Source organism: Sporolactobacillus sp. STSJ-5, assembly GCF_024385605.1.
Taxonomy (GTDB): domain Bacteria; phylum Bacillota; class Bacilli; order Bacillales; family Sporolactobacillaceae; genus Sporolactobacillus.
Genome location: NZ_JANFOJ010000006.1, coordinates 146,872 through 170,657 on the forward strand (window position 1 = coordinate 146,872; position 23,786 = coordinate 170,657).

The 23,786-nt window shown below is 45.1% G+C and carries 21 protein-coding genes, 1 tRNA gene and 1 riboswitch; of the genes, 6 read left to right on the forward strand and 16 right to left on the reverse strand.

What is annotated here, in order from left to right:
- The first annotated feature begins 67 nt into the window (after positions 1-67).
- Positions 68-172: riboswitch (SAM riboswitch) on the forward strand.
- A gap of 122 nt (positions 173-294) precedes the next feature.
- Positions 295-1,599, forward strand: coding sequence for an O-acetylhomoserine aminocarboxypropyltransferase/cysteine synthase family protein (locus NOM01_RS07970; RefSeq protein ID WP_255747855.1), 1,305 nt, complete (start codon positions 295-297; stop codon positions 1,597-1,599).
- Between the two features lie 86 nt (positions 1,600-1,685).
- Here the strand turns inward: NOM01_RS07970 and NOM01_RS07975 are convergent, their stop codons facing one another.
- The 9 genes from NOM01_RS07975 to NOM01_RS08015 all read right to left on the reverse strand — a co-directional run bounded on the left by NOM01_RS07975 (position 1,686) and on the right by NOM01_RS08015 (position 11,211).
- Positions 1,686-2,888, reverse strand: a complete 1,203-nt coding sequence (locus NOM01_RS07975; RefSeq protein ID WP_255747856.1) for an NAD(P)/FAD-dependent oxidoreductase — start codon at positions 2,886-2,888, stop codon at positions 1,686-1,688.
- A gap of 171 nt (positions 2,889-3,059) precedes the next feature.
- Positions 3,060-3,131 (reverse strand) — tRNA-Glu (locus tag NOM01_RS07980).
- A gap of 93 nt (positions 3,132-3,224) precedes the next feature.
- On the reverse strand, positions 3,225-3,896 hold the full coding sequence (gene deoC, locus NOM01_RS07985; protein ID WP_255747857.1) for a deoxyribose-phosphate aldolase: 672 nt from the start codon (positions 3,894-3,896) through the stop codon (positions 3,225-3,227).
- Between the two features lie 14 nt (positions 3,897-3,910).
- On the reverse strand, positions 3,911-5,209 hold the full coding sequence (locus NOM01_RS07990; protein WP_255747859.1) for a pyrimidine-nucleoside phosphorylase: 1,299 nt from the start codon (positions 5,207-5,209) through the stop codon (positions 3,911-3,913).
- A 16-nt stretch (positions 5,210-5,225) separates the two neighbouring features.
- Positions 5,226-6,419, reverse strand: a complete 1,194-nt coding sequence (locus NOM01_RS07995) for a phosphopentomutase (protein ID WP_255747861.1) — start codon at positions 6,417-6,419, stop codon at positions 5,226-5,228.
- Positions 6,420-6,614: 195 nt separating this feature from the next.
- Entirely contained in the window at positions 6,615-7,640 is a 1,026-nt protein-coding gene (locus tag NOM01_RS08000) for a ketopantoate reductase family protein (RefSeq protein WP_255747863.1), read from the reverse strand.
- A gap of 634 nt (positions 7,641-8,274) precedes the next feature.
- Positions 8,275-9,159, reverse strand: coding sequence for a glycine betaine ABC transporter substrate-binding protein (locus NOM01_RS08005; RefSeq protein ID WP_304654813.1), 885 nt, complete (start codon positions 9,157-9,159; stop codon positions 8,275-8,277).
- A gap of 1 nt (position 9,160) precedes the next feature.
- On the reverse strand, positions 9,161-10,009 hold the full coding sequence (locus NOM01_RS08010) for an ABC transporter permease (RefSeq protein WP_255747865.1): 849 nt from the start codon (positions 10,007-10,009) through the stop codon (positions 9,161-9,163).
- Complete coding sequence (locus tag NOM01_RS08015) at positions 10,006-11,211, reverse strand: quaternary amine ABC transporter ATP-binding protein (protein ID WP_255747867.1); 1,206 nt, start codon at positions 11,209-11,211, stop codon at positions 10,006-10,008. Before NOM01_RS08015 ends, NOM01_RS08010 begins: the two co-directional genes overlap by 4 nt.
- Positions 11,212-11,549: 338 nt before the next feature.
- Between NOM01_RS08015 and NOM01_RS08020 the strand changes: the two genes are divergently transcribed.
- Entirely contained in the window at positions 11,550-12,122 is a 573-nt protein-coding gene (locus NOM01_RS08020) for a GbsR/MarR family transcriptional regulator (protein WP_255747869.1), read from the forward strand.
- A 182-nt stretch (positions 12,123-12,304) separates the two neighbouring features.
- Here NOM01_RS08020 and NOM01_RS08025 read toward each other — a convergent pair whose 3' ends face one another.
- Together NOM01_RS08025 and NOM01_RS08030 are read right to left on the reverse strand one after the other, a co-directional pair.
- Entirely contained in the window at positions 12,305-13,330 is a 1,026-nt protein-coding gene (locus tag NOM01_RS08025) for an NAD(P)-dependent oxidoreductase (protein ID WP_255747871.1), read from the reverse strand.
- 500 nt (positions 13,331-13,830) lie between these two features.
- Positions 13,831-14,604, reverse strand: coding sequence for an outer membrane protein assembly factor BamD (locus NOM01_RS08030; RefSeq protein WP_255747873.1), 774 nt, complete (start codon positions 14,602-14,604; stop codon positions 13,831-13,833).
- Between the two features lie 181 nt (positions 14,605-14,785).
- On the opposite strand from NOM01_RS08030, the gene NOM01_RS08035 reads away from it, so the two are divergent.
- Positions 14,786-15,685, forward strand: a complete 900-nt coding sequence (locus NOM01_RS08035; RefSeq protein ID WP_255747943.1) for an SDR family oxidoreductase — start codon at positions 14,786-14,788, stop codon at positions 15,683-15,685.
- A 271-nt stretch (positions 15,686-15,956) separates the two neighbouring features.
- Here NOM01_RS08035 and NOM01_RS08040 read toward each other — a convergent pair whose 3' ends face one another.
- Positions 15,957-17,141, reverse strand: coding sequence for a pyridoxal phosphate-dependent aminotransferase (locus NOM01_RS08040; RefSeq protein ID WP_255747875.1), 1,185 nt, complete (start codon positions 17,139-17,141; stop codon positions 15,957-15,959).
- Positions 17,142-17,388: 247 nt separating this feature from the next.
- Here NOM01_RS08040 and NOM01_RS08045 point away from each other — a divergent pair, with 247 nt between their 5' ends.
- Both NOM01_RS08045 and NOM01_RS08050 read left to right on the forward strand, forming a co-directional pair.
- The gene (locus tag NOM01_RS08045) at positions 17,389-18,975 is read left to right on the forward strand and encodes an amidohydrolase (RefSeq protein WP_255747876.1); all 1,587 of its coding nucleotides are present in this window, start codon (positions 17,389-17,391) and stop codon (positions 18,973-18,975) included.
- On the forward strand, positions 18,965-19,378 hold the full coding sequence (locus NOM01_RS08050; RefSeq protein WP_255747878.1) for a DUF4181 domain-containing protein: 414 nt from the start codon (positions 18,965-18,967) through the stop codon (positions 19,376-19,378). The genes NOM01_RS08045 and NOM01_RS08050 overlap by 11 nt, the downstream gene beginning before the upstream one ends.
- 6 nt (positions 19,379-19,384) lie before the next feature.
- Here NOM01_RS08050 and NOM01_RS08055 read toward each other — a convergent pair whose 3' ends face one another.
- Genes NOM01_RS08055 through NOM01_RS08070 form a run of 4 tightly spaced genes read right to left on the reverse strand, consistent with a single transcriptional unit; the run spans position 19,385 to position 22,071 of the window.
- Positions 19,385-19,897 carry a DNA-deoxyinosine glycosylase gene (locus NOM01_RS08055; RefSeq protein WP_255747880.1) on the reverse strand — a complete coding sequence of 171 codons (513 nt, stop codon included), beginning with the start codon at positions 19,895-19,897 and terminating at the stop codon, positions 19,385-19,387.
- 26 nt (positions 19,898-19,923) lie between these two features.
- Positions 19,924-20,649, reverse strand: coding sequence for a bactofilin family protein (locus tag NOM01_RS08060; RefSeq protein WP_255747882.1), 726 nt, complete (start codon positions 20,647-20,649; stop codon positions 19,924-19,926).
- Positions 20,650-20,677: 28 nt separating this feature from the next.
- The gene (locus NOM01_RS08065) at positions 20,678-21,406 is read right to left on the reverse strand and encodes a hypothetical protein (protein WP_255747884.1); all 729 of its coding nucleotides are present in this window, start codon (positions 21,404-21,406) and stop codon (positions 20,678-20,680) included.
- Positions 21,403-22,071: a YhbD family protein gene (locus tag NOM01_RS08070; protein ID WP_255747885.1), complete on the reverse strand. Its 669-nt coding sequence runs from the start codon at positions 22,069-22,071 to the stop codon at positions 21,403-21,405. The genes NOM01_RS08065 and NOM01_RS08070 overlap by 4 nt, the downstream gene beginning before the upstream one ends.
- A 190-nt stretch (positions 22,072-22,261) precedes the next feature.
- Here NOM01_RS08070 and NOM01_RS08075 point away from each other — a divergent pair, with 190 nt between their 5' ends.
- Positions 22,262-23,608, forward strand: coding sequence for an amino acid permease (locus NOM01_RS08075; RefSeq protein ID WP_255747887.1), 1,347 nt, complete (start codon positions 22,262-22,264; stop codon positions 23,606-23,608).
- Positions 23,609-23,786 lie beyond the last annotated feature (178 nt).

Genomic DNA, 23,786 nt, shown 5'->3' on the forward strand with positions numbered 1-23,786 from the left:
TCAAATTACTTGTATTTATTGCTTGACAAATAAAACACAGCACGATAAACTGTACACAATTAAATAAATCTTATCAAGAGTGGCGGAGGGACTGGCCCGACGAAGCCCGACAACCAGCACGTTTGATGTGTATGGTGTTAATTCCAGCAGATTAAATTCTGGCAGATAAGAAAAGAACCGGCGAATAAGGCCGCTTCCCTATCTACTCTGCGGGAAGCGGTCTTTTAATCTGCGCACCCTTTTTTCTAAGATTTTATTTAATGTAAAACTTAAAGAACATAGGGAGAGATGAACATGGCAGAGGAAAGAAAATATGGTTTTGAGACTTTGCAGGTACACGCAGGTCAAGTGCCTGATCCTGCAACAGGTGCACGTGCCGTACCAATCTATCAGACTACTTCATTTGTATTCAAGGATGCAGACGAAGCAGCAGACTTCTTTCAATTGAAAAGGCCGGGCAATGTGTATGCACGCATTATGAACCCAACTGAAGATGTCTTTGAACAGCGCGTTGCTCAGCTTGAAGGCGGATCCGCAGCTCTTGCCACCTCTTCAGGACTTGCGGCGATTACGTACGCCATTTTGAATGTTGCAAATGCCGGTGATCATATTGTTGCTGCCTCTACCTTGTACGGTGGTACGTATGAATTGTTCAATGTCACTTTGAAAAAACTCGGTATTGATGTCACATTCGTTGATCCGGATGATCCGGAAAATTTCCGCGCAGCAATCCGTGATAATACAAAAGCACTCTACGGTGAAACGATTGGTAACCCGAAAATCAATATTCTCGATATCGAAGCCGTTGCCAATATCGCACACGAAAATAAAATTCCTCTCATTGTTGACAACACCTTCGGAACACCTTACCTCGTTCGTCCAATCGAATTCGGCGCAGATGTCGTTGTCCATTCTGCTACGAAATTTATTGGTGGCCACGGAACTGCTATCGGAGGCATTCTCGTTGACGGAGGAAAATTTGACTGGCGGGCAAGTGGCAAATTCCCTGATTTCACAACACCGGACAAAAGCTACGGCGGCTTGGTCTATGCTGATCTCGCACCTGCTTCATTCGCTGCAAAAGCACGTGTTCAGCTGCTGCGCAACACAGGCGCAACAGTCAGCCCGCAGAATGCATTCCTGTTCCTGCAAGGCTTGGAATCTCTTTCCCTGCGTGTGGAACGCCATGTTCAAAATGCACGCAAAGTTGCTGAGTTTTTAAACAATCATCCGAAAATCACATGGGTAAACTATCCTGAACTTGATGGCAACCCATACAAAGAACTGTCAAAAAAATACTTTCCAAAAGGTCCCGGATCGATTTTCACATTTGGCGTGAAAGGCGGACTACAAGCAGGTAAGACATTAATCAACAATGTAAAGCTGTTCTCATTGCTCGCCAATGTGGCCGATGCAAAATCGCTGATCATTCATCCGGCAAGCACGACACATGCTGAATTGACTCCGGAAGAACAGGCCGTTACCGGTGTAACACCCGAACTGATTCGTGTATCCATTGGTATCGAAAGCGTTGACGACATCATCTATGATCTGGAACAGGCATTGGCAAAAGTTCCGGACGCGGTCGCAGCTAAATAATAGAATAGACAAAGAGTAAAGCTATCGGGGGTTATTAACTAGAAGGAGCCTGCAAACGATTTAGTTTGCAGGCTCCTTATTATTTTTTATTTGTTCAGGCTGAATCTCCCTTTTTTTATCATGGTTTCAACACCGCCGATTTTTGCCAGCGATCGGTTTTCAATCACTTTTTTCATAATGGATGCCGGTCGGCCTTTGAGATTTCTGCCCATAATTTCTCCGACCGCATCATTGCGGCCAAGCGAACACACGGTGCCCATAAATTTAAAGACAAACGGCTTTGTCGACGCTTCCTCAATCCTTGCATTCAAGTTATATGCCGCACAATCCGCTTGCTGCATCGCAATTTGCGCGGTGGTCGGATAGGGACGACCATCTTCCGGATTAATGACAGCTGAACAATCGCCTATAATCAGAATTTCCGGATGATCAGGAACAGATAAGTCATCGTTAACAATCACGCGACCGCGGCGCTGCGCAAATCCCGATGCACTGACAACAGAACTTCCGCTGACTCCCCCGGTCCAAACAAATGTACCGGCCTGAAGCGTTTTGATTTGATCACCTGATTTGTAATAGATCCGTTCAGCATCAATACCGCTGACCCTGCCGATTATAAATTCAACACCGTTCTCGCTCAGCTTATGTGCGCCGTATTCCGCCAATTTTCGATTGAACATCGGAAGCGCATGAGGCGTTGGTTCAATACACAGGATACGTACTAAACTCCGATCCACTTGGAACTGTTCAATAAGTTTCGGAATGCGATGAGTCAGTTCTCCCAAAAATTCAAAACTTGTAAACCCTGCACCGCCGACTGCAATCACCAAATGCTCCGGACGGTGATCATTACTCCATTTTTCAAACTGATTTTCAATATGATCTTTTATTTTCGTTACAGAAGGAATATCTGCGATGGACAGACCATAGCGATTCATGCCTTTGATACCGAAATATTCCGGTTCAAAACCCAATCCAATCAGCAAATAGTCATAGGAAACAGGATCATGATCCTTCAGGAAGACCTGTCTTGCTTCCTTGTCCACATGCAGGACAGTACCCTGAATAAATGTTGTCTGCTTTTGATCAATAACAAGATTAAGTGAATAGCAAATTTCATCTGAATTCGATGTCCCGGCTGCAACCTCATGAAGTGAAGTCGTTTCACAATGGTAATTGTTCTTATCAATAAGAATAAGGTCTGCATTTGGTTTCATTTTTTGCAATTTCTTTAATGTGCGCAATCCTCCATAACCTGCTCCAAGAATGACAATTCGTTTTTTAGCCAAAATCATCACGTCCTTTCATTATTTTTTTATATGCTCAAAAATTACTCATTGCATCGTCACATTCTGTTCACATTTTCCTTCTTTATTGTAGCTCAACATGTAAACGCTTACAATAACGAAAGTAAAAATAAATGCCATCCGTCTTAACCGGATGGCTGCTTTTCGTTTATAGAGGGCGTACGGGAATTGAACCCGCGATCATGGAATGAGAATCCATTGGCTTAACCACTTGCCCAACGCCCTATAATCATCGTGCAACAGTTGAACGGGAACAATCCCACTCATTCGGCACGACAAAAAGTATACCACACTATACACAATTAATTCAAGTCTTTATTAAAGCGTATTCCCGTTTCCGTTTGCCTCAGCAATGATTTTAACCCCTGAGCTTGCACCAATCCGAGAAGCACCAGCAGCGATCATTGCTTCGGCATCTGCTTTCGAATGAATGCCGCCTGCCGCTTTGACGCCGACATTTTCACCCACCGTCTGACGCATGAGCGCAACATCTTCAACGGTTGCACCTCCGGTAGAAAATCCGGTTGATGTCTTCACATAATCCGCTCCCGCCTGAACAGCTAACTGACAAGCACGTGCCTTCTCATCATCGGTTAACAAACAGGCTTCGATGATTACTTTAACAAGCGCCTGTTTTTCGGCCGCTTGCACAACGGCATGAATGTCTGCCTGAACTTTTTCTTCTTTTCCGCTTTTCAAAGCGCCGATATTAATGACCATGTCTACTTCCTCAGCGCCTTTGGCGATCGCATCCCTTGTTTCAAATGCCTTTGCTTCGCTTGTTGCCGCTCCGAGCGGGAAACCGATAACCGTACATACCTTCACTTCAGAGTCTTTGAGTTGTTCTGCGGCGAGCGGAACCCAGCATGGGTTCACGCATACGGAGGCAAAATCGAATTTTTTTGCCTCCTCAGTCAGCTTCAGGATATCCTTCTCCGTTGCATCTGCTTTTAGTGCTGTATGATCAATATATTTTGCGAGCTGATTCATGTCTGTCTCTCCTTTTAGTGAATGATTCTGTGGATGAGCGCCGGCTTGTCTGCATGGCCGGCAATGGTTATATTTTGATTCAGTTTCTCTATAACTTGGTCGATATGCTTAGAATCAGAGTGAATGGTGAGCAGAGTTTCTCCCTCGGTCACAGAGTCGCCAACCTTTTTGTGCAGAACAATGCCTGTTGCATGGTTGATGGTATCTTCCTTCGTCGCTCTTCCGGCACCAAGCAGCATGGCCGCAAGACCGATCTGGTCCGCCTTCATTTCAGCGACCACCCCGGATGATTGGGCGGGAAGCCGGATCTGATATTCGGCCTTCGGCAATCGCTCCGGATAATCAGCGATGCTCGGATCCCCACCTTGATTTTTAATAAATTGTTTAAATTTATCAAATGCCTTGCCCTGTTCCAGCGCTTGTTCAAGCAGCTGTTTTGCTTCATCCGGATGCGATGCCTTGCCGGCAAACAGAACCATTCGGCTGCCTAGCTCAAGCACAAGCTCGCGCAAGTCACTGGGACCATGTCCTTGCAGCGTATCGATGGCTTCTTTCACTTCAAGCGCGTTGCCAATTGCAAAGCCTAGCGGCTGATCCATATCCGTAATCACAGCCGCCGTCCTTCTGCCAACATGCTTGCCGATCTGTACCATCGTTTCCGCAAGGCGGACGGCATCCTCCTCGCTTTTCATAAAAGCTCCGGAACCACACGTCACTTCTAGAACGATCGCATCGGCACCTGCCGCGATTTTTTTGCTCATGATTGAGCTCGCAATCAGAGGAATGGATTCAACCGACCCGCTGACATCACGTAATGCATAAAGCTTCTTATCTGCCGGAACAAGGTCGCCGGTTTGACCAATAATCGCAATATGGTCACGGTTCACATGCATGACAAACTGCTCACCGCTCATCTCAACAGAAAAACCGGAGATCGATTCCAGCTTATCAATGGTTCCGCCGGTAAAGCCCAAACCGCGTCCGCTCATCTTGGCCACAGGAACTCCGACTGCGGCGACAAGCGGTGCCAGAACCAACGTGGTTGTGTCGCCAACACCACCGGTCGAGTGTTTATCGACTTTTATTCCGGTAATCGCTGACAGATCTACAATTTCTCCCGAGTCAACCATTGCCCGTGTCAGTTCAGCAATTTCCTGGTCGGTCATATCCTTGAAATAAATAGCCATAGCCAGCGCACTCGCCTGATAATCAGGAATGCTGCCATTGACATAACCATCGATAAAAAAACGGATTTCTTCCGGGGACAGCGCAAATCCGTCCCGCTTTTTCGTAATGATGTCGACCATTCTCATTCCGCTCACCCCGGATTCATTTTAGATCATTTAAAAAGCTTGCTCCTACTTTTGGTTTCTCCGTATTAAAGTTATCAGCGATTGTTGCGCCAAGATCCGCAAAGGTTTCGCGAACCGGAAGTGCCTTGCCTGCTGCGAAGGAAGGTGAGTACACCAACAGTGGAACGAACTCGCGTGTATGGTCTGTTCCTCGGAACCCGGGATCGTTGCCATGATCTGCGGTGATCACAAGCAGATCGTCTTCTTTCAATTTATCAAGCGCCTGGCCAAGCTGCCGATCAAATGATTCCAGCGCTTTGCCAAAGAGCACCGGTTCGCGGCGATGACCGTACTTCGCATCAAAGTCGACAAGATTGGTAAAGCTCAGGCCATGAAAGTCTTGATCTAAAAGAGCAATGAACCGTTCCATGCCATCCTCGTTGCTGACCGTATGCCAGCCATCCTTAATTCCTTTTCCACTGAAAATATCATTGATTTTGCCAATTGCTAATGTATCAATACCTGCATCCTGCAAGAGATTAAGCACAGTTTTTTCCGGCGGTACGAGTGTGAGGTCGCGTCGATTAGCCGTACGCTCAAAATTATCGGCATTATCGCCAACATAAGGGCGAGCGATCACGCGTCCGAGATGATATGGCTCAGGAATCGTCAGTTCACGTGCATATTCACAAATTTTGTACAGTTCATCAAGCGGTATGATTCCTTCATGAGCGGCAATCTGCAGCACGGAATCACCGGAAGTATACACGATCAGTTCTCCCGTCTTCATCTGGCGCTCACCGAGTTTTTTGAGAATCTCCGTACCGCTCGCCGGTTTGTTCCAGATCACCTTTCGGCCGCTGAATGCTTCAATTTTATGAATCAGTTCATCGGGAAATCCGTTTGGAAAGGTATGAAGCGGTGTACGCACGGGAAGACCCATCATTTCCCAATGCCCGTCCATACTGTCTTTCCCCGCTGAAATCTCGTGCATCTTCGTATAATAGGCCAGCGGTTTTTCCTGAATCTGAACACCTTGAATGGGTTGTTCGGGACGAATGTTAGCTAACCCTAACTTTTCCAAATTTGGAACAGCTAAGCCATTCATCGCCGCTGCCGTATGTCCGATTGTATCGCAGCCCTCATCATTATACTTTGCTGCATCGGTTGCTTCGCCAATGCCCACCGAATCGAGCACAATTATATGAACACGCTTAAATTTTTCAGTCATTTTATCCTCCTATGAAATCAAGTGATTGTTCCGCTCATTTTTATACGCACAAAATCTATAGTCCATTTTACCCCAACTGATAAAAAGCCGCAAAAAACTCCGGCGCATGCACAAAATAGCATCATATCCCGGAGTTTTTATCTTATATTTATAATTTATCGATGCAAAGAATCAAGAAATGGATCAGATTTTTAATTATTCTTCGTTATATTTTCTCGATTCTTCTTTCAGATGCACAAGGTCAACGAGTATTGAGTGGTACGGAGCCTCCAGTCCGTTCTTCTCAGCAAGACGGACAATGGCGCCGTTGATGTAATCAACCTCTGTAGGACGGTTCGTACTCATATCCTGATGCATTGAAGGATAGTGCAGCGGATTGCTGACTTCGGAAACGTACATGACTTGATCGACAAGTTCATCACGAGAGACTTCCAGTTCAAACCCTTCCGCGTCAATTGCATCATAAGCTTCATAGATCAGCTTGCGTGACATTTCCTTTGCATTCTTATAAGCCGCAAATTGACCCATCTTCATATTCATGAGTGTACATAACGTGTTGACAACAGAGTTGAACACGAGCTTCGTCCAAACAGTACCCATATAATCCTTCTGAACAGTCGGGTGCATCAGTGCCTTTTCCATTTCATCAGCGACTTTATAAATAAAGTCATTAGGTTCACCCGCTACGCGGACGATATGCACATGACCTGCGCCACGCTTACCGATAAAGTCGACTTTTCCAGGCCCTTTCATGACGGTTGCAATCATTGCGGTACCTGCGATAATACGCTCACGAGGAACAAACTGAGCAATGTATTCAGCGCCGCCGAAGCCGTTTTGATTAGTCATGACATAGGTGTTCTTGCCGATGAAATGCTTACACCTTTCCATCGTCTCAACCGTATGCATGTCTTTAACAAACACAATCGCAAGGTCAGGTTCTTCATGATAGTCTTCAGGATAGCTGCAAGAGACTTCAGCAAACCGTTCATCCTTACCGTCACGCCATACGTGGACACCGCCGTTTTTTTTGATCTCTTCAACGTTTGGTTCCCACGTGTCTACAAAATGAACGTCATTCCCTGCTTCCTGCAGCAGCACCCCATATCTCAGACCCATAGCTCCTGCTCCGATAACAACAATCTTCATCCTTCTCGTCTCCTTTTTCTGTACATCTGTCTCATTCTTTGTCTTCCATGCCTTTTTTCTGATACGCAGCATGCTCGCTTCTCACCTAAACGAAAAGCCCCATCCAGATGATTCTGAATGGGGCCAGCTCCGGTCCCGATCAGAACGAAGAGGACTCGAAGCACATACGATCGATTGAACGATTGATGCACCTGAGTCCTAGCTAATCAAAATGACGACTACTTCGTACGCTTTTGAACGGAACATTATATTTACCTTCTTGGAAGACTTTTTTTTAGTGAGTGATGTCAGTTTACACGATCAATTTATCAGTGTCAATAGAATGTTGCGAATATTTATATTAGACACAGTAGAATTAATATTTTGTTCACATCTGGCAAAACAACTATGCGTGTATAAGAAAAACCGAGCAAAAAGCGCCCGGTCTTTAATCTCCAGCCATGTGTGATTGGTTTGTGTCTTTACAGTGTTGAATCATCGCTCCGGTTGCTCGCATCAACTGAGCGCGGCCGCGGGCAGTCCGGGAGCCTCCTCAAGCAAACTAATACCTGCGGGGTCTCCCCTGGCCTGCGATCAACAGAACCGCTCCGCAGGAGTCTCGCACCTGCGCATTTGGCTCACAACCTTTGGCTTTGGCGAAAATTATATGCTTTCTTTCCTTGTAAAAAAGACGCCTGCTCAAATACGAGCAGGCGCGTTTTTTGAATCAGTCTTTTAAGTCGTCAATTGAATCGATCTTTACATAGGACGGAACGACAAGTCCAAGCTTTGTACCTTTTAAATTTGGACCAAGATCGGTCACTTTATTTTTAAATTGTTTCATATAATCAGCGTGTGTGGAAGGAAGCCATGCAGCAACAATAGCATCATCGCTACCCTTTGCCAGTCCGGCCCACATTTGTCCGGCACCGAGCTGCTCAAGCGTTACGTTGTAACCAAGATCCTCAAGCACCGTTGCCACAACATTGGTACTGGCAATTTCAGAAGCCCACGCGACATAACCGAGCTTAATTGTTTTGCCGCTGACTTTGTCGGCACCTTTTGTCCATGCACTGACCTTGTCCTTATTATCCTTCACCCATTGCGCGGCCGCCTTTTTCGCGTCGGTACCGCCTTGAATCGACAGCATCACTTTTCCCATATCATCGGCAGTCCAAGAGAATTGATCCAGAACCTTAGTTGCATTCGGGTCTTTCTTTTCAAATCCCTTATGAACCACTGTATGAATGTTCTCCGCCGCTCCATAAGAGCCCTTTGGATCCTTCAGATACTTCAAATCATACTTTTGGAACATCCAATGCGGTGTCCAACCTGTGACCACGATGGGTTCTTTTTTCTTTATCGCCTTATCAAGTGCAGCAATCATCGTCGATTCCGAACCGGACTGTACGGTCCAATTGTTCAGCTTATAATCCTTAATCGCTGTATCGGTCAGCTTCATTAGGCCTGCACCCGGATCAATTCCAATAATCCTGTGATCGACTTGATTGCCGAACGAATCGGCATTTCCTGAACTCTGACTTTGGCATCCCGCCAGCGTCAAGGCAGCTAATAGAAACATACTCATAATAATACGGTTAATTTTCTTCAAGTTAGGATCCCCCCGTTTTTTTATTTCGTGTATTTTGTGAAATACGATCCAACATGATCGCAATGATAACGATCGCCAGACCCGCTTCAACACCAATATCTGTGCGCAACGATGTTACCGCAAGATAGACATCGGCACCGAGTCCCGGCGCACCAACCAGTGACGCAACGACAACCATTGACAGCGAAAGCATGATGCTTTGGTTAACACCGGCCATGACCGTCGGCGCTGCTATTGGAATCTGCACTTTAAAAAGTTTTTGCCAAGTTGTCGAACCAAATGCATCCGAAGCCTCGATTAGATCCGATGGAACCTGACGAATGCCTAGTCCAGTCATGCGAATTGTTGGCGGCATGGCGAAGACAATCGTCGCCACAACACCTGGAGGCATGCCGGTACCAAACAGAAAAATGGCCGGAATCAAGTAAACAAATGAAGGCATGGTCTGCATAAAATCAAGAATCGGCGTTGTAATGCGATGAAATGTCTTATTGATTCCAGCTAGAATTCCAAGCGGAAATCCAATTACGATCGACAACACAACTGAGGTTAAGACAAGTGCGAACGTCTGCATGGCGTGTGCCCAATAACCTAAATCATAAATTAAAACCAAACCGATCAATGTGAATAAAGCGACTCCGATACCGCGGCGCCAAAAAGCGATCGCCGCTAAAAGAAGAATAAAGACAACCGGCGTCATAAAAGCAAACAGCCAAACCAAACTATCGACAAAACTTTGTATTCCGGCAGCAATATAGCCAAAAAAGCCTTCAAAATGATTGGTAATAAATTGAACAAGCAAATCCGCCCAATGCCCGATCGGTATCTTTGGCATAAAAGTCTCACTCATGGGTTCTGCACCTCCGTTGTTCTCGTTAATGGTGTGTTCCCTGCGAGCGCATTAATGATTGCCCCGCGACGAACCAGCCCGAGCAGTCTGCCTTGTTCGTCGACAACAGCCAGCGGAAGCGGTGATTTTGAGATATCGTCAAACAAATCACTCAGATGTGTATCCACTTGTACCGATTGCACTTTTTTAATAATTTCGCCCAAAGGTGTCTCCGCCTTAATTGCTGCTGCCGCATCATCTGCATCAACCACTCCAAGCAGCTTTTTAGTACGATCAACCACGAAAATACTGGAGATGTCATTATCATTCATCAGCTGCAATGCAACACGTGCTCCGCGATTATTGCTGACAGCCTCAGCACGTGTCATAATATGACCTGCAGTAATAACCTTGCTCAGATCGACATCTTCAACGAAGTGCTCTACATAATCATTGGCAGGATTCATCAGTATTTCTTCAGGAGTGCCGATTTGAACAATTTGTCCGTCTTTCATCAACGCAATACGATCACCAATGCGCAACGCTTCATCTAAATCATGGGTTATGAACACGATCGTTTTTTTCATATCACTCTGCAAATCCAGCAATTGATCTTGCATTTCTCTGCGGATCAAAGGATCAAGCGCACTGAAAGCTTCGTCCATGAGCAGGATGTCTGTATCACTAGCTAGAGCACGTGCCAAACCAACACGCTGCCGCATCCCCCCGGATAACTGGTTCGGATAGCTGTCCTCGTATCCTTTAAGCCCGACACGTGTAAGTGAATAACGTGCACGTTCGATTTGCTCCTTTTTACCAACTCCTTGAATTTCAAGACCAAAGAACGTGTTCTCGAGAATGGTTCGATGCGGAAATAATGCGAATCCCTGAAAGACCATACTAATTTTTTTACGGCGTACCTCGCGTAGGTGCTCGACATTCATTTGCGTAATGTCTTCTCCATCGATCAGTATCGTTCCGGATGTCGGATTGATTAGACGGTTTAAGAGTCGAACCAATGTCGATTTTCCACTGCCTGACAAACCCATAATCACAAAAATTTCATTAGATTCCACGTGAAAGCTTGCTTCAGAAACACCGACATTCAAATCTGTCTTTTTCTTAATCTCTTTTTTGTTTAGCCCTTTTCTCAAAAGCTCCAAACCGCGTTTCGGGTTTTTTCCAAATATTTTTGTCGCTTGTTTCACTTCAATTTTTTTCATTGAAACACCTCGCTCGTTTCTTTTTATAAAAGCTCTTAAAAGCAAAAAAAATCAGAGCTTCCTCAGTTCCTCAAAGATCCATGCATCTATTTGTACTCGGTACGCCGCAAGGGCAGGCAGTGCACCGCAATCAGAACAGCCTTGATAACCCGCACCTTTTCATGTGATGCCTTCAGTACTATCATGTTAGCATAATCGTTTATACAGTTCAAACTGTACAAACAGATAAAACTCTGTATACTGAATAAATAGATGCTCAATGAATTCCTTCTTTTCAGAGAGAATAGCAAAAGGTACAATGAACTATAGTTAATTTTACAATGAAGTTGGTGAATGAAATGGAGCACTCTGAGATCGTTGATACTATAAGGGAACGCGTCATTGAGTCGGTGTCGCAGAATATGTATCTTTACGGTGTTTCGCCCTCTATTGGACGGTTGTACGGCACTTTGTTCTTTAACGGCAAACCCATGACTTTGGACGATATGAAAGAAGAATTAAAGATGAGTAAGACTAGTATGAGTACATCCGTTCGCACCCTTATGGAACTGAATATGGTTGAACGTGTCTGGAGAAAAGGCATTCGAAAGGATCTTTATGAAGCACAGGGTGACTGGTATCAGATCTTCACTGATTTTTTCTCAAATCAATGGCGAAAAGTGACTGCGATGAATACAAAAGCTGTACAACAATCCTTGAACGAACTAACCCAGCTTATGAGAAACCCTGAGCTGTCAGAAACCGAGCGCGAACTAATCCAGGCGGACATGGACAAGTACCGCTATATAATAGACTATTACAACTGGCTGAATCACCTTTTTGATTTCCTTGAAAGCGATGAATTGTTCCAAATTGTAAAGAAAAAAATGGACCAGGGAAAAAGCGAACCGCCTGCAGATCTTGGCAGCTAATCTCTATTTTCAAAGAATTTAGAAGAGGGTATCTCAGAGTCAAAGATAGACTTTCTGAGATACCCTCTTCTTGCTTGTGTACATACATAACGATCACCCTAATTGATGACACCGTCAACATGCGCGTTATTTCAAAAAAACAGCCCCGCTCATGAGCGGGGCTGCCTTATTGAAATCAATTATTATTTTGCAGCTGGTTGCGGAAGTTCAACTTCAGCGCGGCCGAGGCTTTCGCCTTTGACTGCAGCATTGAAGTTATCATAGCTTGTTGAAATCATGTTTGAAACGGCTACGTCCGTCATTGCAGCAACGTGAGGTGTGATCAATACCTTAGGATAGAGTTCAACCAATTCTTTGATCGTAGCATCTGGGAATTCAGTGCCGTCAGAGAAGTCTTTGCCGAAGAAACGTGCTTCGTCAGTCAATACATCGGCACCGAAGCCTTCGAGTTTACCACTCTTGATTGCTTTAACGACAGCAGCTTCGTCAACAATTTCGCCACGTGCAGTGTTGACCAGAATGGCGCCCTTTTTCATTTTGCCGATGAAGTCTTCGCCGACAAAGTTTTCGTTCTTGCCAGGGAAGTATGGAAGGTGCAGGCTGACAATATCAGATTCAGCAAGCAGTTCATCCAATTCCTTGAATTCAACCAATTTCTTAGCGAAGTCGCTTTGGAAAATATCGTAACCGAGCAATTTCGCGCCGAGACCTTTATACAATTCTGCTTCAACGCAGCCGATATGGCCTGTTCCGACAATACCAACAGTAACTTTATGAACTTCGTGGCTGAAATTCGTTTCCGTTACAGTAAAGTTCAGTTTCGAAGTGCGGGCAGTTGTATAAACTGTGTGGCGAAGAAGTGCTGTTCCAAGATAAACAGCCAGTTCTGCAATTGCGTTCGGTGAATAAGCAGGAACACGAGCAACTTTCAATCCAAGATCAGAAGCTGCTTGCAGGTCGATATGGTTAAAGCCGGCGGTACGTGTAAATACGTATTTGATGCCGTATTCACTGAATTTTTCAAGGTTTGCACGGTCTGCGAGACAGTTAACGAAAAGCAGTACGCCGTCGTGACCCTTTGCAAGATCACCGTTGTCGGCAGTCAGCAAGTCATTAACCAAAGTCAATTCATAACCGTATTTGTTCAATTCACTGTACAAATGTTCTTCGTAAGGTTCTACACCATACGCAATGATTTTAAAAGCCATGCTTAAACATCCTCCTAAAGAAAGTTTATTCTACACCCGATGTTTCTGAACAGCGGGAGTTGTAACCTGAACAGCTTGATTCGTGATTCCTTTCACAATAAAGAAAAAAGTTTTCTACCTACTCATCACATACTATTCCAAGAATCTTAGTTTAACCACTTTTATGTGAATGATTAGGAAATCTTATTTCACGTTAAAAGTATAACATTGCCTCGTTAATGTCACAATTAGAAAAAAATGATTTTTTTGTGAAAACTGCACTTGTTTATCTTTACCGGCTCATTTTCAATATCATCGTTACCTTAAGCTACCCCAAAAAGCATAGTTACAAACAATTGTATGCTTTAACCGACACAAGGTGCGGCGAATCGATTAAAATTTATTTTCAGCTTCCTTCCTTTATCCACCTTGAATTATTGCACGATTAAATAAAAGAACCCACAAGCAACGCTTATGGGTCAAAACAGTATGATCAATACCGATCAATTTTAAGAATTAATTCATTTAATTTCCTTGTACGTATTACTGAGCAGATCAAGCTGAGTGACCTTTCCCGAACTTTTATAGTATCTGAAAAATCCTGCGGACGGAGCAGTATTGGGATCCGCCGCACTGTCATTCGTATGGTTTTCGCGCAGCTCCATTGAATAATAAGCCCCATTGTCAGTCGTATCGACGTAAACTTCATCCGGCGTATAGCCTGCTGCCTTAATCACAGCCGCTTCCGCTTGCTTCTGCGTCACCGTTTCACCAGAACTATTTGAAGTATTGCTCGATGAACTGCCCGATGATGCAGAAGATGACGACGATGATGAACCATCTGTACTGCTCGACGAAGCAGCCGTCGAGCTGCTTTCTGACGAGGTTGACGATGAGCTCTGGGAAGCTTGACTCGATGAAGTTCCCTCAGCATTCTGTTGTTTTGCCGCCATCACTTTGTCTCTTAACTCCCTTGCATCTTTTCTCAATGCACCTGATCCATTTTTTTGAAGAATGACTGCATTTAATGACGTAATCGCTTGATCCGGATGATCCATCATTGACTTTGCAACCAGAAAATTATTGGTTTGAGCGGATAATATGGTTGCCTTTTGATCTTTTTTCTTATAGCTTAATGCCTTTTTAAAATAGCCTGCCGCAGCATCATAATCCTTTGAAACAAGAGCAGCCTGTCCTTTTTTCATTGCCTGATCATAGGCTTGATCTTCCTGATTGGCGCAGCCGCTCAGAACAAGGGCTACAATCATCGTTATAACTAACAGTGTCTTTTTCATGTCTGCCTCCAGCTCAAATGACGTTGTGTCTTCTATATAGTATCATTTTTCTCTCGTTATTTGACCTCTTTCTCTGATTATCGGCAGATTTCGGGAATTTATCAGCCGCTCAATAATAATAGGCACTTACCCCATTCATTTGCATATACTGTGTGAAATCAATAGGGAGATGATTTGAATGATGAAACCTGTCATTCCATATTATGGTTCAATGACTGATTGCAAAGAAGTCCCGATTACCTTTCCACCGCAGCATCAGGACCGGCAGCCCGGACTAGAATATCTCATGAATCCGCAGCCGATTTTTGACAATCCAAATTATATTGGTACTGGAAAATTAACAGGTAAAATTGCCATCATTACCGGAGGGGACAGCGGTATTGGTCGTGCCGCTGCCGTCGCTTTTGCAAAAGAAGGTGCCGATTTGGTTCTGGTTTACCTAAACGAAAATCAAGATGCAAAAACAGTTCAGGATGCGGTGCAAAAAATTGGTCGGAGATGCCTCCTTCTTCCAATTGATTTGCGTGAACGAAATGCCGGCGAACAAATTGTCACCCGAACACTGGAAACATATGGGCATATAAATATTTTAATTAACAATGCAGGTGTTCAGTTTCCCCAGCCTTCACTTGAGGCAATTACAGATCAGCAGCTTGAAACAACCTTTAATGTTAACATTGAATCGTTCTTTCGGCTCTCGCGAGCAGTTGTGCCGCATCTTCACAGCGGAGACAGTATTGTCAACACAACTTCCGTGCAAGCGAATATCGGAAGCAGCCAGTTAATTGACTATGCCTCGACAAAAGGCGCGATTGTCAGCTTTACACGGGCACTTGCCCACAATCTTGCCGACAAAGGCATTCGCGTGAACGCTGTCGCTCCGGGACCGATCTGGACTCCGCTTCAACCTGCTTCATGGTCGGCGGACGTCGTTAAGACTTTAGGCGCAGATACACCAATGAAACGTGCCGGTCAGCCCTACGAACTTGCACCTGTTTATGTTTTACTCGCTTCCGATGACGGATCCTATATTACCGGACAGACCATCCATGTGAACGGCGGACAGACGATGGCTTCATAACTTAATTTTCACCGCTGTTTTCTCTAGACAACAAAAAAACTCTCCCAGTGAACACTCAACACGCGTAAGAGAGTTTATTTTTTGATATCTTGCCTATCTTCTAGACACTACTCATTTGATGGACTTCAGCACCTTCCGTATGAGGTTGCTGAAGCTTCGTTAAACCAGCCCCCTACCTTCTCTTGATAAACGTTTAAGCTGTTCCATGTTCCACGATTATAACGTAGTTTAAGCATTGAAGGAACCGAACGCTCCATGCAAAGGCAATGAATTACTGATAATCCTTTGCCAGCTTTTCAAATGCAGCAAGCGAGCGTTCCACTTTTTCCGTTGGAATGCAATAAGCCATACGGAAGTAACCCGGGCAGCCGAAGCTGTCTGCCGGTACAAGAATCAAATCGTATTTTAATGCACGCTTGCAGAAGGCGACCGCATCCTCTTCCAAGGCCTTCGGAAAGATATAGAAGGTACCGCCCGGTTTCACGCATGAGAAGCCGAGCTTCGTAAGCCCTTCATAGAGAATGTTCATATTTGTTTCGTAAACCGACAGATCGGCAGTCATATCGAGCACTTCAGCAACTGCCAGCTGAATCAGCGAAGGCGGACAATTGTGGCCAATGCCGCGCGAGATTTGGCCGCACATGTTCACGATCAGCGCCGCATCCGGACCATTCGGATTGACGGCTACATAGCCAATGCGTTCTCCCGGTAGCGACAGTGATTTACTGAATGAATAGCAAGTGATTGTATGTGTATAGTATTTGGCCGTGTAAGGTGCATCCACATGCTCAAAAACAATTTCACGATAAGGCTCGTCCGAAATGATATAAATATCGTGACCGTATTCCTTTTCTTTCTGTGACAAAAAGGACGCGAGTTTCTTGATCGTTTCCGTCGAATAAACTGCTCCTGATGGATTGTTAGGTGTATTGATTAATACGGCAGAAACCTTCGGCGAGAGCATTTTTTCAAATGCTTCAAAGTTAACTTGCATTGTTTCCGTATCCGGCGGAACAACCTTCAAGACGGCACCAAGTCCATGCACGTAAGGTGTATATTCCGGGAAAAACGGTGCAAATGTGATCACTTCATCGCCTGAGGTCGCAACCGCACGCAATGCGTGAGCAAGCGCGCCTGCCGCGCCGGACGTCATGAAAATATGCTCTTTTTTGTAATTCAGGCCGAATCGTCGGGAAAGCGAAGCCGCGACCTTCTCACGAACAGAGGTGATCCCAAGACTCGGACTGTATCCATGGACAGCCATAGAATCCTTGCTTGATGCGAGTTCTACCAGCTTATCGGTAAATGCTTGAGGAACCGGTACCGACGGATTGCCTAAGCTATAATCAAAGACATTTTCATAACCTATTTGTTTCGCTCGTTCCGTGGCATATTCCGCAAGTTCACGAATCACCGACTTCTGACTGAGCATCTGCTTAAATTCTTCAGCAATCATGTATGAATCCCTCACTTTTTTACAGTAGCATTTCTATTGCGGCCGGCACAAAAGCCGTCTTACTCTTTACCCAGTACTGTTATTATACCGATCTTAACAGACGATTTCTATCAAATCCCAAGAAATAGTTTCGCAAATTGACGCGATAAAGCGTTCGGCATCATGTTTGAGGTTGTGCATCAGCGCCTTTTCCCGTATGTTTAACTTAAAACGAATGGTGGACAACATTCAAGTGAGGTGCCGCAAATTGAAACTATGGATGAACGGAACATTCTACATGATGAACAAGCCTGGGCAGACTGTGACCCGTGTGCTTACCGATAAGGGCAAAATAATTGCTTTAGAGGAACAAGCAGCCGCTATGGCTCAAGAGTGGGGTGCAGAAAGGATTGATCTTCACGGTGGGATCGTTTTTCCCGGCTTCGTTGACAGTCATCTGCACTTGCTCTGGTACGGCCAGGCATTAGATCGCCTGAATCTTTACGGCTATTCAACGAAGAAGGCATGCATGGAGGCAATTACCGAACGCGCAGCTCAGTTAAAGGACGGGGAGTGGCTGTTTGTCGAAGGTTATGATGACAACAATTTAAGCGACAGCTCGCAGCTGCTGACACGGCGCGACCTTGATAGGATCAGCGATGTGCATCCGATTCTCGTGCGCCGGATTGACTACCACACGGTCAGCATCAATACTCCATTTATTAAAAAAATCGGTCTCAAGCGCGGCCAAGTATTTGAAGGCGGCGGTATGATTGACTTGGATGGAGAGGGAGTGCCAACTGGTGTTTTGCGCGATGAAGCTTCAATGCTTGCCATCGATCGATTCCCGTCCGAAAGCCAAAAAGAGCTGGAGCGGCTGATTAAACTAGCTGTCAATGATTTGTGGAAAAAAGGACTGGTCGGCGCACACTCGGAGGATCTTCACTATTTTAATGGTTTTGAAGGTACCGTTCGCGCATTCCGCAACACGCTCAACGAAAATTACCCGTTTCGAGCACATCTGCTTGTTCATCATAGAGAATTAGATGCCTATCTTCAGGCTCCGGAAGCGCTCAAAACATCTGATCCATTTGTTGCGCTCGGCGCTATGAAAATCTTTTATGACGGCACGGTCGGATCTCATACCGCCTTCATGACTAAGCCATACGCTGGGGAGCCGCACAACTACGGTCTAAAATTTCATGAGGATGATGTGTTTGAAGATCTTGTGCGTCAGGCGCGCGCCGCGCAGCTGCCGGTCGCCATTCACATTATTGGCGACCGCGCCTTCGAGCAGGTGATTCGCGTTCTAAAAAAATACCCGCCGCTTCCGGGTCAAAAAGATCGCATGATTCATACGCCGTGGCTCCGTCCGCATATGCTGGATGCGGCGCAAGGCATGCCGCTTATTTTTGATATTCAGCCGCAATTCATGAGCAGTGATATGCCATGGGCGCTGGACGTGCTCGGGCCGACTTTCCCGCCGCTCGCTTTTGCATGGAAAGCGATTCAGAAAAGAGGATTCACGATTGCCGGCGGCAGTGATGCGCCGATCGAAGTGCCAAACCCTTTCTTGGCCATTCACTCAGCAGTAACGCGTACATGTAATACAGACTTAAATGGAAAACGCTATTTTCCCAACGAAGCATTAAGTGTTTTTGAAGCGATCGCACTCTACACAACAGGAAGCGCCGCCGCATGCGGTCAAGAAGAGGCGCGCGGCACGATTGAGATCGGCAAAGCAGCTGACTTCACAGTTCTCGATCAAGATCCCTTTTCGCTTGATCCCGCCGACCTGCGCAACATTTCGGTGCACAAAACCATAGTGAACGAGCGTATTGTGTTTGAGAAATAGGCAGCTTTTTATATCTTATTATCCCGCAGAGGTGTTCCTTACGAAAATTATTCCATTTTTCATTGTCGGCACCATTTTTTCCGCCAGTAACCTACTTGTGAATCACTACCTAAAGAGAAAGTATAACATCGCAAAAAGCAAAGGTTGGTTCTATCACCCACTAAATCGATTTCATTCCAGTATGGAAGCTTTTTTATTCGTTCTTTTTATCATTGCTCTTTTTTTCTTCAATGCCGAAGTCTTTGGCATCATTGCTTACGTCACTGTTATCAATGGTCTGCGCGCTTTGATGGAATGGAGATATGAGCATGAGAAAAAACACTATCTGCTTTCGCTGTCTTCGACGGTTTTTCTGACCATTTTTTTTGGCGTGGTAGTTGCGACGCGCATCCTTCCGATCTAAGTGTGTTCACAAGTAATTTTTAATCTTCGACCATTCTTCGATCTTCTCGTCCAGTGTCTTCGGATATCGAGAAGGCGTCGGACTGGTAGACGGCATTTTAATCAAGTCTATGCCGGTTGGGATCACTGATTTAAAATGCTTTTTAAATACGGCAAAAGACTTGCTTCCGTTAAAAGCGATCGCTCGGATGTCCGGATACGTGCGAAGCAAGCCGGGAATATTATTAGGCTCTTCGTCTTTAATTGCAGAGTCAAGGCTGCCTTGGCGTTTGCAATAGTGAATGGAATCCCACAGTGCAATCTGATGTTTCTTAACAAAATTCGTTTTCTCAGCATAGGACGGGTTCACGTATTCTTGGTTAAAAAGTGCGTACATGATCCGCCAAAATTGGTTGCGTGGATTAGCATAGTATTGCTGCTTCGTCAGGGATTGGACGCCGGGCATCGACCCTAAAATCAGAACACGCGCATCTTTTCCAATAATTTTCGGCATCGAATAGATCGGCTCATTCGTGTTCATCAATTCCCTCCATCTCTCGATTTCTGTTATTCCTTCACCGCAGATTGCACAGTAGCTTTATCATCTTTTTTATAGTCACTCTTATAATATACTCGTCCAATGGAACAGCCTGCGCCAATGGACACGCGATTACCTCTTACGACTTTCGCTTCGGTATCCTCAAGAACAATAGTGTCGCCTTCAATCGTATCGGCAATCAGTTTTCTTTTGCTGAATGCATTCAAAAGCTGGCCGAACAGAGCGGATGTAAAACGAGAATGGACGTTTAGCGTCCCACATCCGATCTCCTTAATATGAGAAGCCATGCCGGACAAGGCAATATCAATACGCTCTGCGCTGCATAATCCACCGATTTTCACCGGCCCCTCCGCAATAAATTCCTCAGCCTCTAAATCGCCGTCGACCGACAAAATGCCTGAAACACGTACATTTTCACCATGAATGGAACCAAGCACCTTGCCCCTGCCGTTAATTTGAATGCGTTCGCCCGAGACATCTTCCTCTGTTTTGCATGAGCCATTGATGATGATTGACTCAGCAATTAGTCGTTTTTCAACGACTGCCGAACCGCTGATCACAACGTTCGATGCCTTTGCGTCACCAGTGATGCGGCCTGAACCATTAATATTAATACTGTTGCAAATCAAGTCGCCTTGAATCTTGCCGCTGCCGCTGATCTTTACATCCTCATAACAGCCGCCTGGCGCGCTTCCGGAACCGGAGATTGATAAATTTTTCTTTTCCTCAGTCATTCTCATTTTCCCTCATTTCGAAATTAAATTAATTCGTCTGATTGTCTAAACGGACGACCTTTCCAACATCAAAATGGCCGCTAGTCTTATAGGAACCGGAATACTCAACACGGTCAATCGCGCAACCGTCCGCAATTTCTACATCAACACCGCGGACAATTTTGGCTTCGGTAAATTCCAAAGAGACATGATCGCCTTCAATTGTTTCCGCACGAAACCGCTTTGTAGGCGCGGCACTGAAAATCGCATGTTTTCGTTTCACCGAGACACGTCCGGCACCGATTTCGTTCACATAATTATCTGTATTTATTTTGAGCGTAATGTCGATATCATCACAATTCAGCATGCCGTCGACGTTTATTCCACCGCGCATATCAAGCGTTTCCAAAGACACATCGCCCGCTGCATGAAGCATTCCGCGTATTGTCAGGTCTTCGCCTGTGAGATTCCGCTCGGCAAATAATTCCCCATATATAGATGCCTGCTTTAACGCGCAATCACCCTTAACGCGCGTCTCACCCATAAACCGAGATTCTGCTGCAGCCAGCCTGCCGCCAATGGTTACTTCACCCATATTACGAAAATAATCGCTGCTAAGATCGCCTGACACCATGCACTCGCCCATCACTTTACAAGAATTCGCCTCAACGGAACCGTTAATGGTGCATTCACCCATTATGCTCACCTTATCAAACACACCGCCGCTTGATTGTGTCTCTCCCATTACCTTTAAATTCTGCTTGTGTTCCTGATTCATGACTGCACGTCCTCCTTTGAAATTTCGTCTCGACTGGATTTTTCAATACATGCTTTGAGTGCCTCAACACCAGCAGAAATTAACTGTTTGTCAATAACCTTCACGCCGTCATCAAAATAAAGTGCGACATCATCTGCGGCAATGAAAACCATGGAAACGCCCATTTTTCGAATGAAATAGAGACAGCTGTTCTTATCATAAATTTTATGGCTGCTCTCTTTGAGCACGTTCAGCAAATCGTTTGCCTCAGCGCGATTCATTTGACCCGCTTTCAGCATGTGATCAAGAAAGAACATCGCCAGCAAATCATGAAAGTCAAAACGATGCTGCACGGACCCGAATTCCTTGAAAATAGTGAGCGTAGCATTCGAAACAATGTTTCGATCAAGCAGTTCAGTCTCAGATAATACAATTTTTGTTACCGACTGCGGTGAAAACCGTTCAGCAAGCTCATCCAGCGACAGTGTATCTTTCATCTCGGAAATGGATTGAACACGTTTTAGAATCTTAACTTTCGGGAAAAAGGTTTCCTGACCGGTAAATGTTGCTTTTCGAATGAACCATGCCTCTGGAATAAGCTGTTTTCTTTTCCAACGATACAGCTGTCCATAAGAAATCCCGGTCATTTCCAGTAAATCTTTCTTGGCAATCAATTCATCTTCCATATACAACCCCACTTTCTTAGCACTTCCAACAATATAACATAACACTGTTACGTTGTAAAATATTTCTTTATACTTAAACTTCAATCAATTTTTTCATTCAATTTGCTATAATGAAAAAACGCTGTCTTTACACATATTTTTTTAAAGACACACAAAAAATAGAGACTGTAAACAGGAAGGAAATGAAGAAGTGACACAACAATTAGAAAGAAAGCTGAAAAATCGCCACATTCAATTGATTGCAATTGGTGGCGCCATTGGTACCGGATTATTTCTTGGATCGGGAAAAGCAATCCATTTGGCCGGACCATCTATTTTGTTTGCCTACTTGATCATTGGGGTTGCATTATTTTTTGTCATGCGCTCACTTGGGGAACTGCTCCTGTCAAATACAGGATACACATCGTTCACAGACTTTGCTGTGGAGTATCTTGGCCCGTGGGCTGGTTTTGTAACTGGATGGACCTACTGGTTCTGCTGGATTATGACGGCAATGGCTGATATTACTGCCGTCGGTAAATACATACAATTTTGGTTTAACGTGCCCCAATGGCTTCCTGCTTTTCTTTGCCTCATCATTCTGACCATTTTGAATTTGCTCACGGTGAAAATGTTCGGCGAAATCGAATTCTGGTTCGCCATTATAAAGGTCATTACAATTATCGCGCTCATCATTCTTGGTTTGATTATGATCATTACCGGATTCAAAACGGATACCGGACATGCGTCTATTCAAAATCTTTGGTCGTACGGCGGATTGTTCCCGCATGGTATTAACGGATTCTTTCTCGGATTCCAGATGGCGGTCTTTTCCTTTGTCGGCATTGAACTTGTCGGTGTAACTGCTGCTGAAACCGCAGACCCGGAGAAAAATCTGCCGCGCGCGATTAACAGCCTGCCGGTTCGTGTCCTACTCTTCTATATTGGTGCACTATTTGTCATGCTCTGCATTATTCCATGGACACAGCTGAATGCAGACAACAGTCCCTTTGTTAAGGTCTTTACGCTTGTGGGTATTCCCGCCGCAGCCGGAATCATTAATTTCGTTGTTCTGACTTCAGCGGCTTCGGCATGCAACAGCGGTCTGTTCTCAACGAGCCGCATGCTCTACTCACTCGGCCGTGAAGGCAGCGCACCGAAGAGCTTCTCCGTCTTGGGCAAGAGCGCCGTGCCTAGCACGGCGCTCATCAGCTCAACGCTCGCGCTCTCAGTAGGTGTTGTTCTGAACTACTTCCTGCCTGATATTGTGTTCACACTCGTAACCAGCATTAGTGCCATCTGTTTCATCTGGGTGTGGGGCGTTATCTTGGTGTCCCACATCATTTATTTGAAAAAGCGTCCTGATCTTGCAGCTGCTTCCAAATTCAAGGCGCCGCTTGCACCGTTCATCAACTGGGTCATTCTCGTTTTCTTTGTCTTCCTGCTCATCTTGATCGGCATGGCTTCCGACACGCGCGTCGCACTCTTTGTGACTCCGGTCTGGTTTTTGATTCTTGCCATCGCCTACTTGCTTCATCGCAAAAAAATGATCAATTAACACGAAAGATCATTATGAAAAAGTTTCTGTCTGAACCGGCAGGGACTTTTTTATTTTGTTATCCCTTTCATTAATGGAAAGTCAATGACAATTCCTTTTTTACCGGTAAATTAAGTTATACTAGTAAAAGGTGGAATTTCATCCATTTATTTAAAAAGATCAGCAGGACACTCGCGCC

Bases quoted from the DNA above. Each gene is read 5' to 3' on its own strand.
- NOM01_RS08010 (WP_255747865.1), bottom strand. From the start codon at position 10,009: ATGAGTGAGACTTTTATGCCAAAGATACCGATCGGGCATTGGGCGGAT.
- NOM01_RS07970 (WP_255747855.1), top strand. From the start codon at position 295: ATGGCAGAGGAAAGAAAATATGGTTTTGAGACTTTGCAGGTACACGCA.
- NOM01_RS08000 (WP_255747863.1), bottom strand. From the start codon at position 7,640: ATGCTGCGTATCAGAAAAAAGGCATGGAAGACAAAGAATGAGACAGAT.
- NOM01_RS08015 (WP_255747867.1), bottom strand. From the start codon at position 11,211: ATGAAAAAAATTGAAGTGAAACAAGCGACAAAAATATTTGGAAAAAAC.
- NOM01_RS08030 (WP_255747873.1), bottom strand. From the start codon at position 14,604: ATGAAAAAGACACTGTTAGTTATAACGATGATTGTAGCCCTTGTTCTG.
- NOM01_RS08025 (WP_255747871.1), bottom strand. From the start codon at position 13,330: ATGGCTTTTAAAATCATTGCGTATGGTGTAGAACCTTACGAAGAACAT.
- NOM01_RS08020 (WP_255747869.1), top strand. From the start codon at position 11,550: ATGGAGCACTCTGAGATCGTTGATACTATAAGGGAACGCGTCATTGAG.
- NOM01_RS08065 (WP_255747884.1), bottom strand. From the start codon at position 21,406: ATGAATCAGGAACACAAGCAGAATTTAAAGGTAATGGGAGAGACACAA.
- NOM01_RS08040 (WP_255747875.1), bottom strand. From the start codon at position 17,141: ATGATTGCTGAAGAATTTAAGCAGATGCTCAGTCAGAAGTCGGTGATT.
- NOM01_RS07995 (WP_255747861.1), bottom strand. From the start codon at position 6,419: ATGACTGAAAAATTTAAGCGTGTTCATATAATTGTGCTCGATTCGGTG.
- NOM01_RS07990 (WP_255747859.1), bottom strand. From the start codon at position 5,209: ATGAGAATGGTCGACATCATTACGAAAAAGCGGGACGGATTTGCGCTG.
- NOM01_RS08055 (WP_255747880.1), bottom strand. From the start codon at position 19,897: ATGAACACGAATGAGCCGATCTATTCGATGCCGAAAATTATTGGAAAA.
- NOM01_RS08070 (WP_255747885.1), bottom strand. From the start codon at position 22,071: ATGGAAGATGAATTGATTGCCAAGAAAGATTTACTGGAAATGACCGGG.
- deoC (WP_255747857.1), bottom strand. From the start codon at position 3,896: ATGAATCAGCTCGCAAAATATATTGATCATACAGCACTAAAAGCAGAT.
- NOM01_RS08035 (WP_255747943.1), top strand. From the start codon at position 14,786: ATGAAACCTGTCATTCCATATTATGGTTCAATGACTGATTGCAAAGAA.
- NOM01_RS08060 (WP_255747882.1), bottom strand. From the start codon at position 20,649: ATGACTGAGGAAAAGAAAAATTTATCAATCTCCGGTTCCGGAAGCGCG.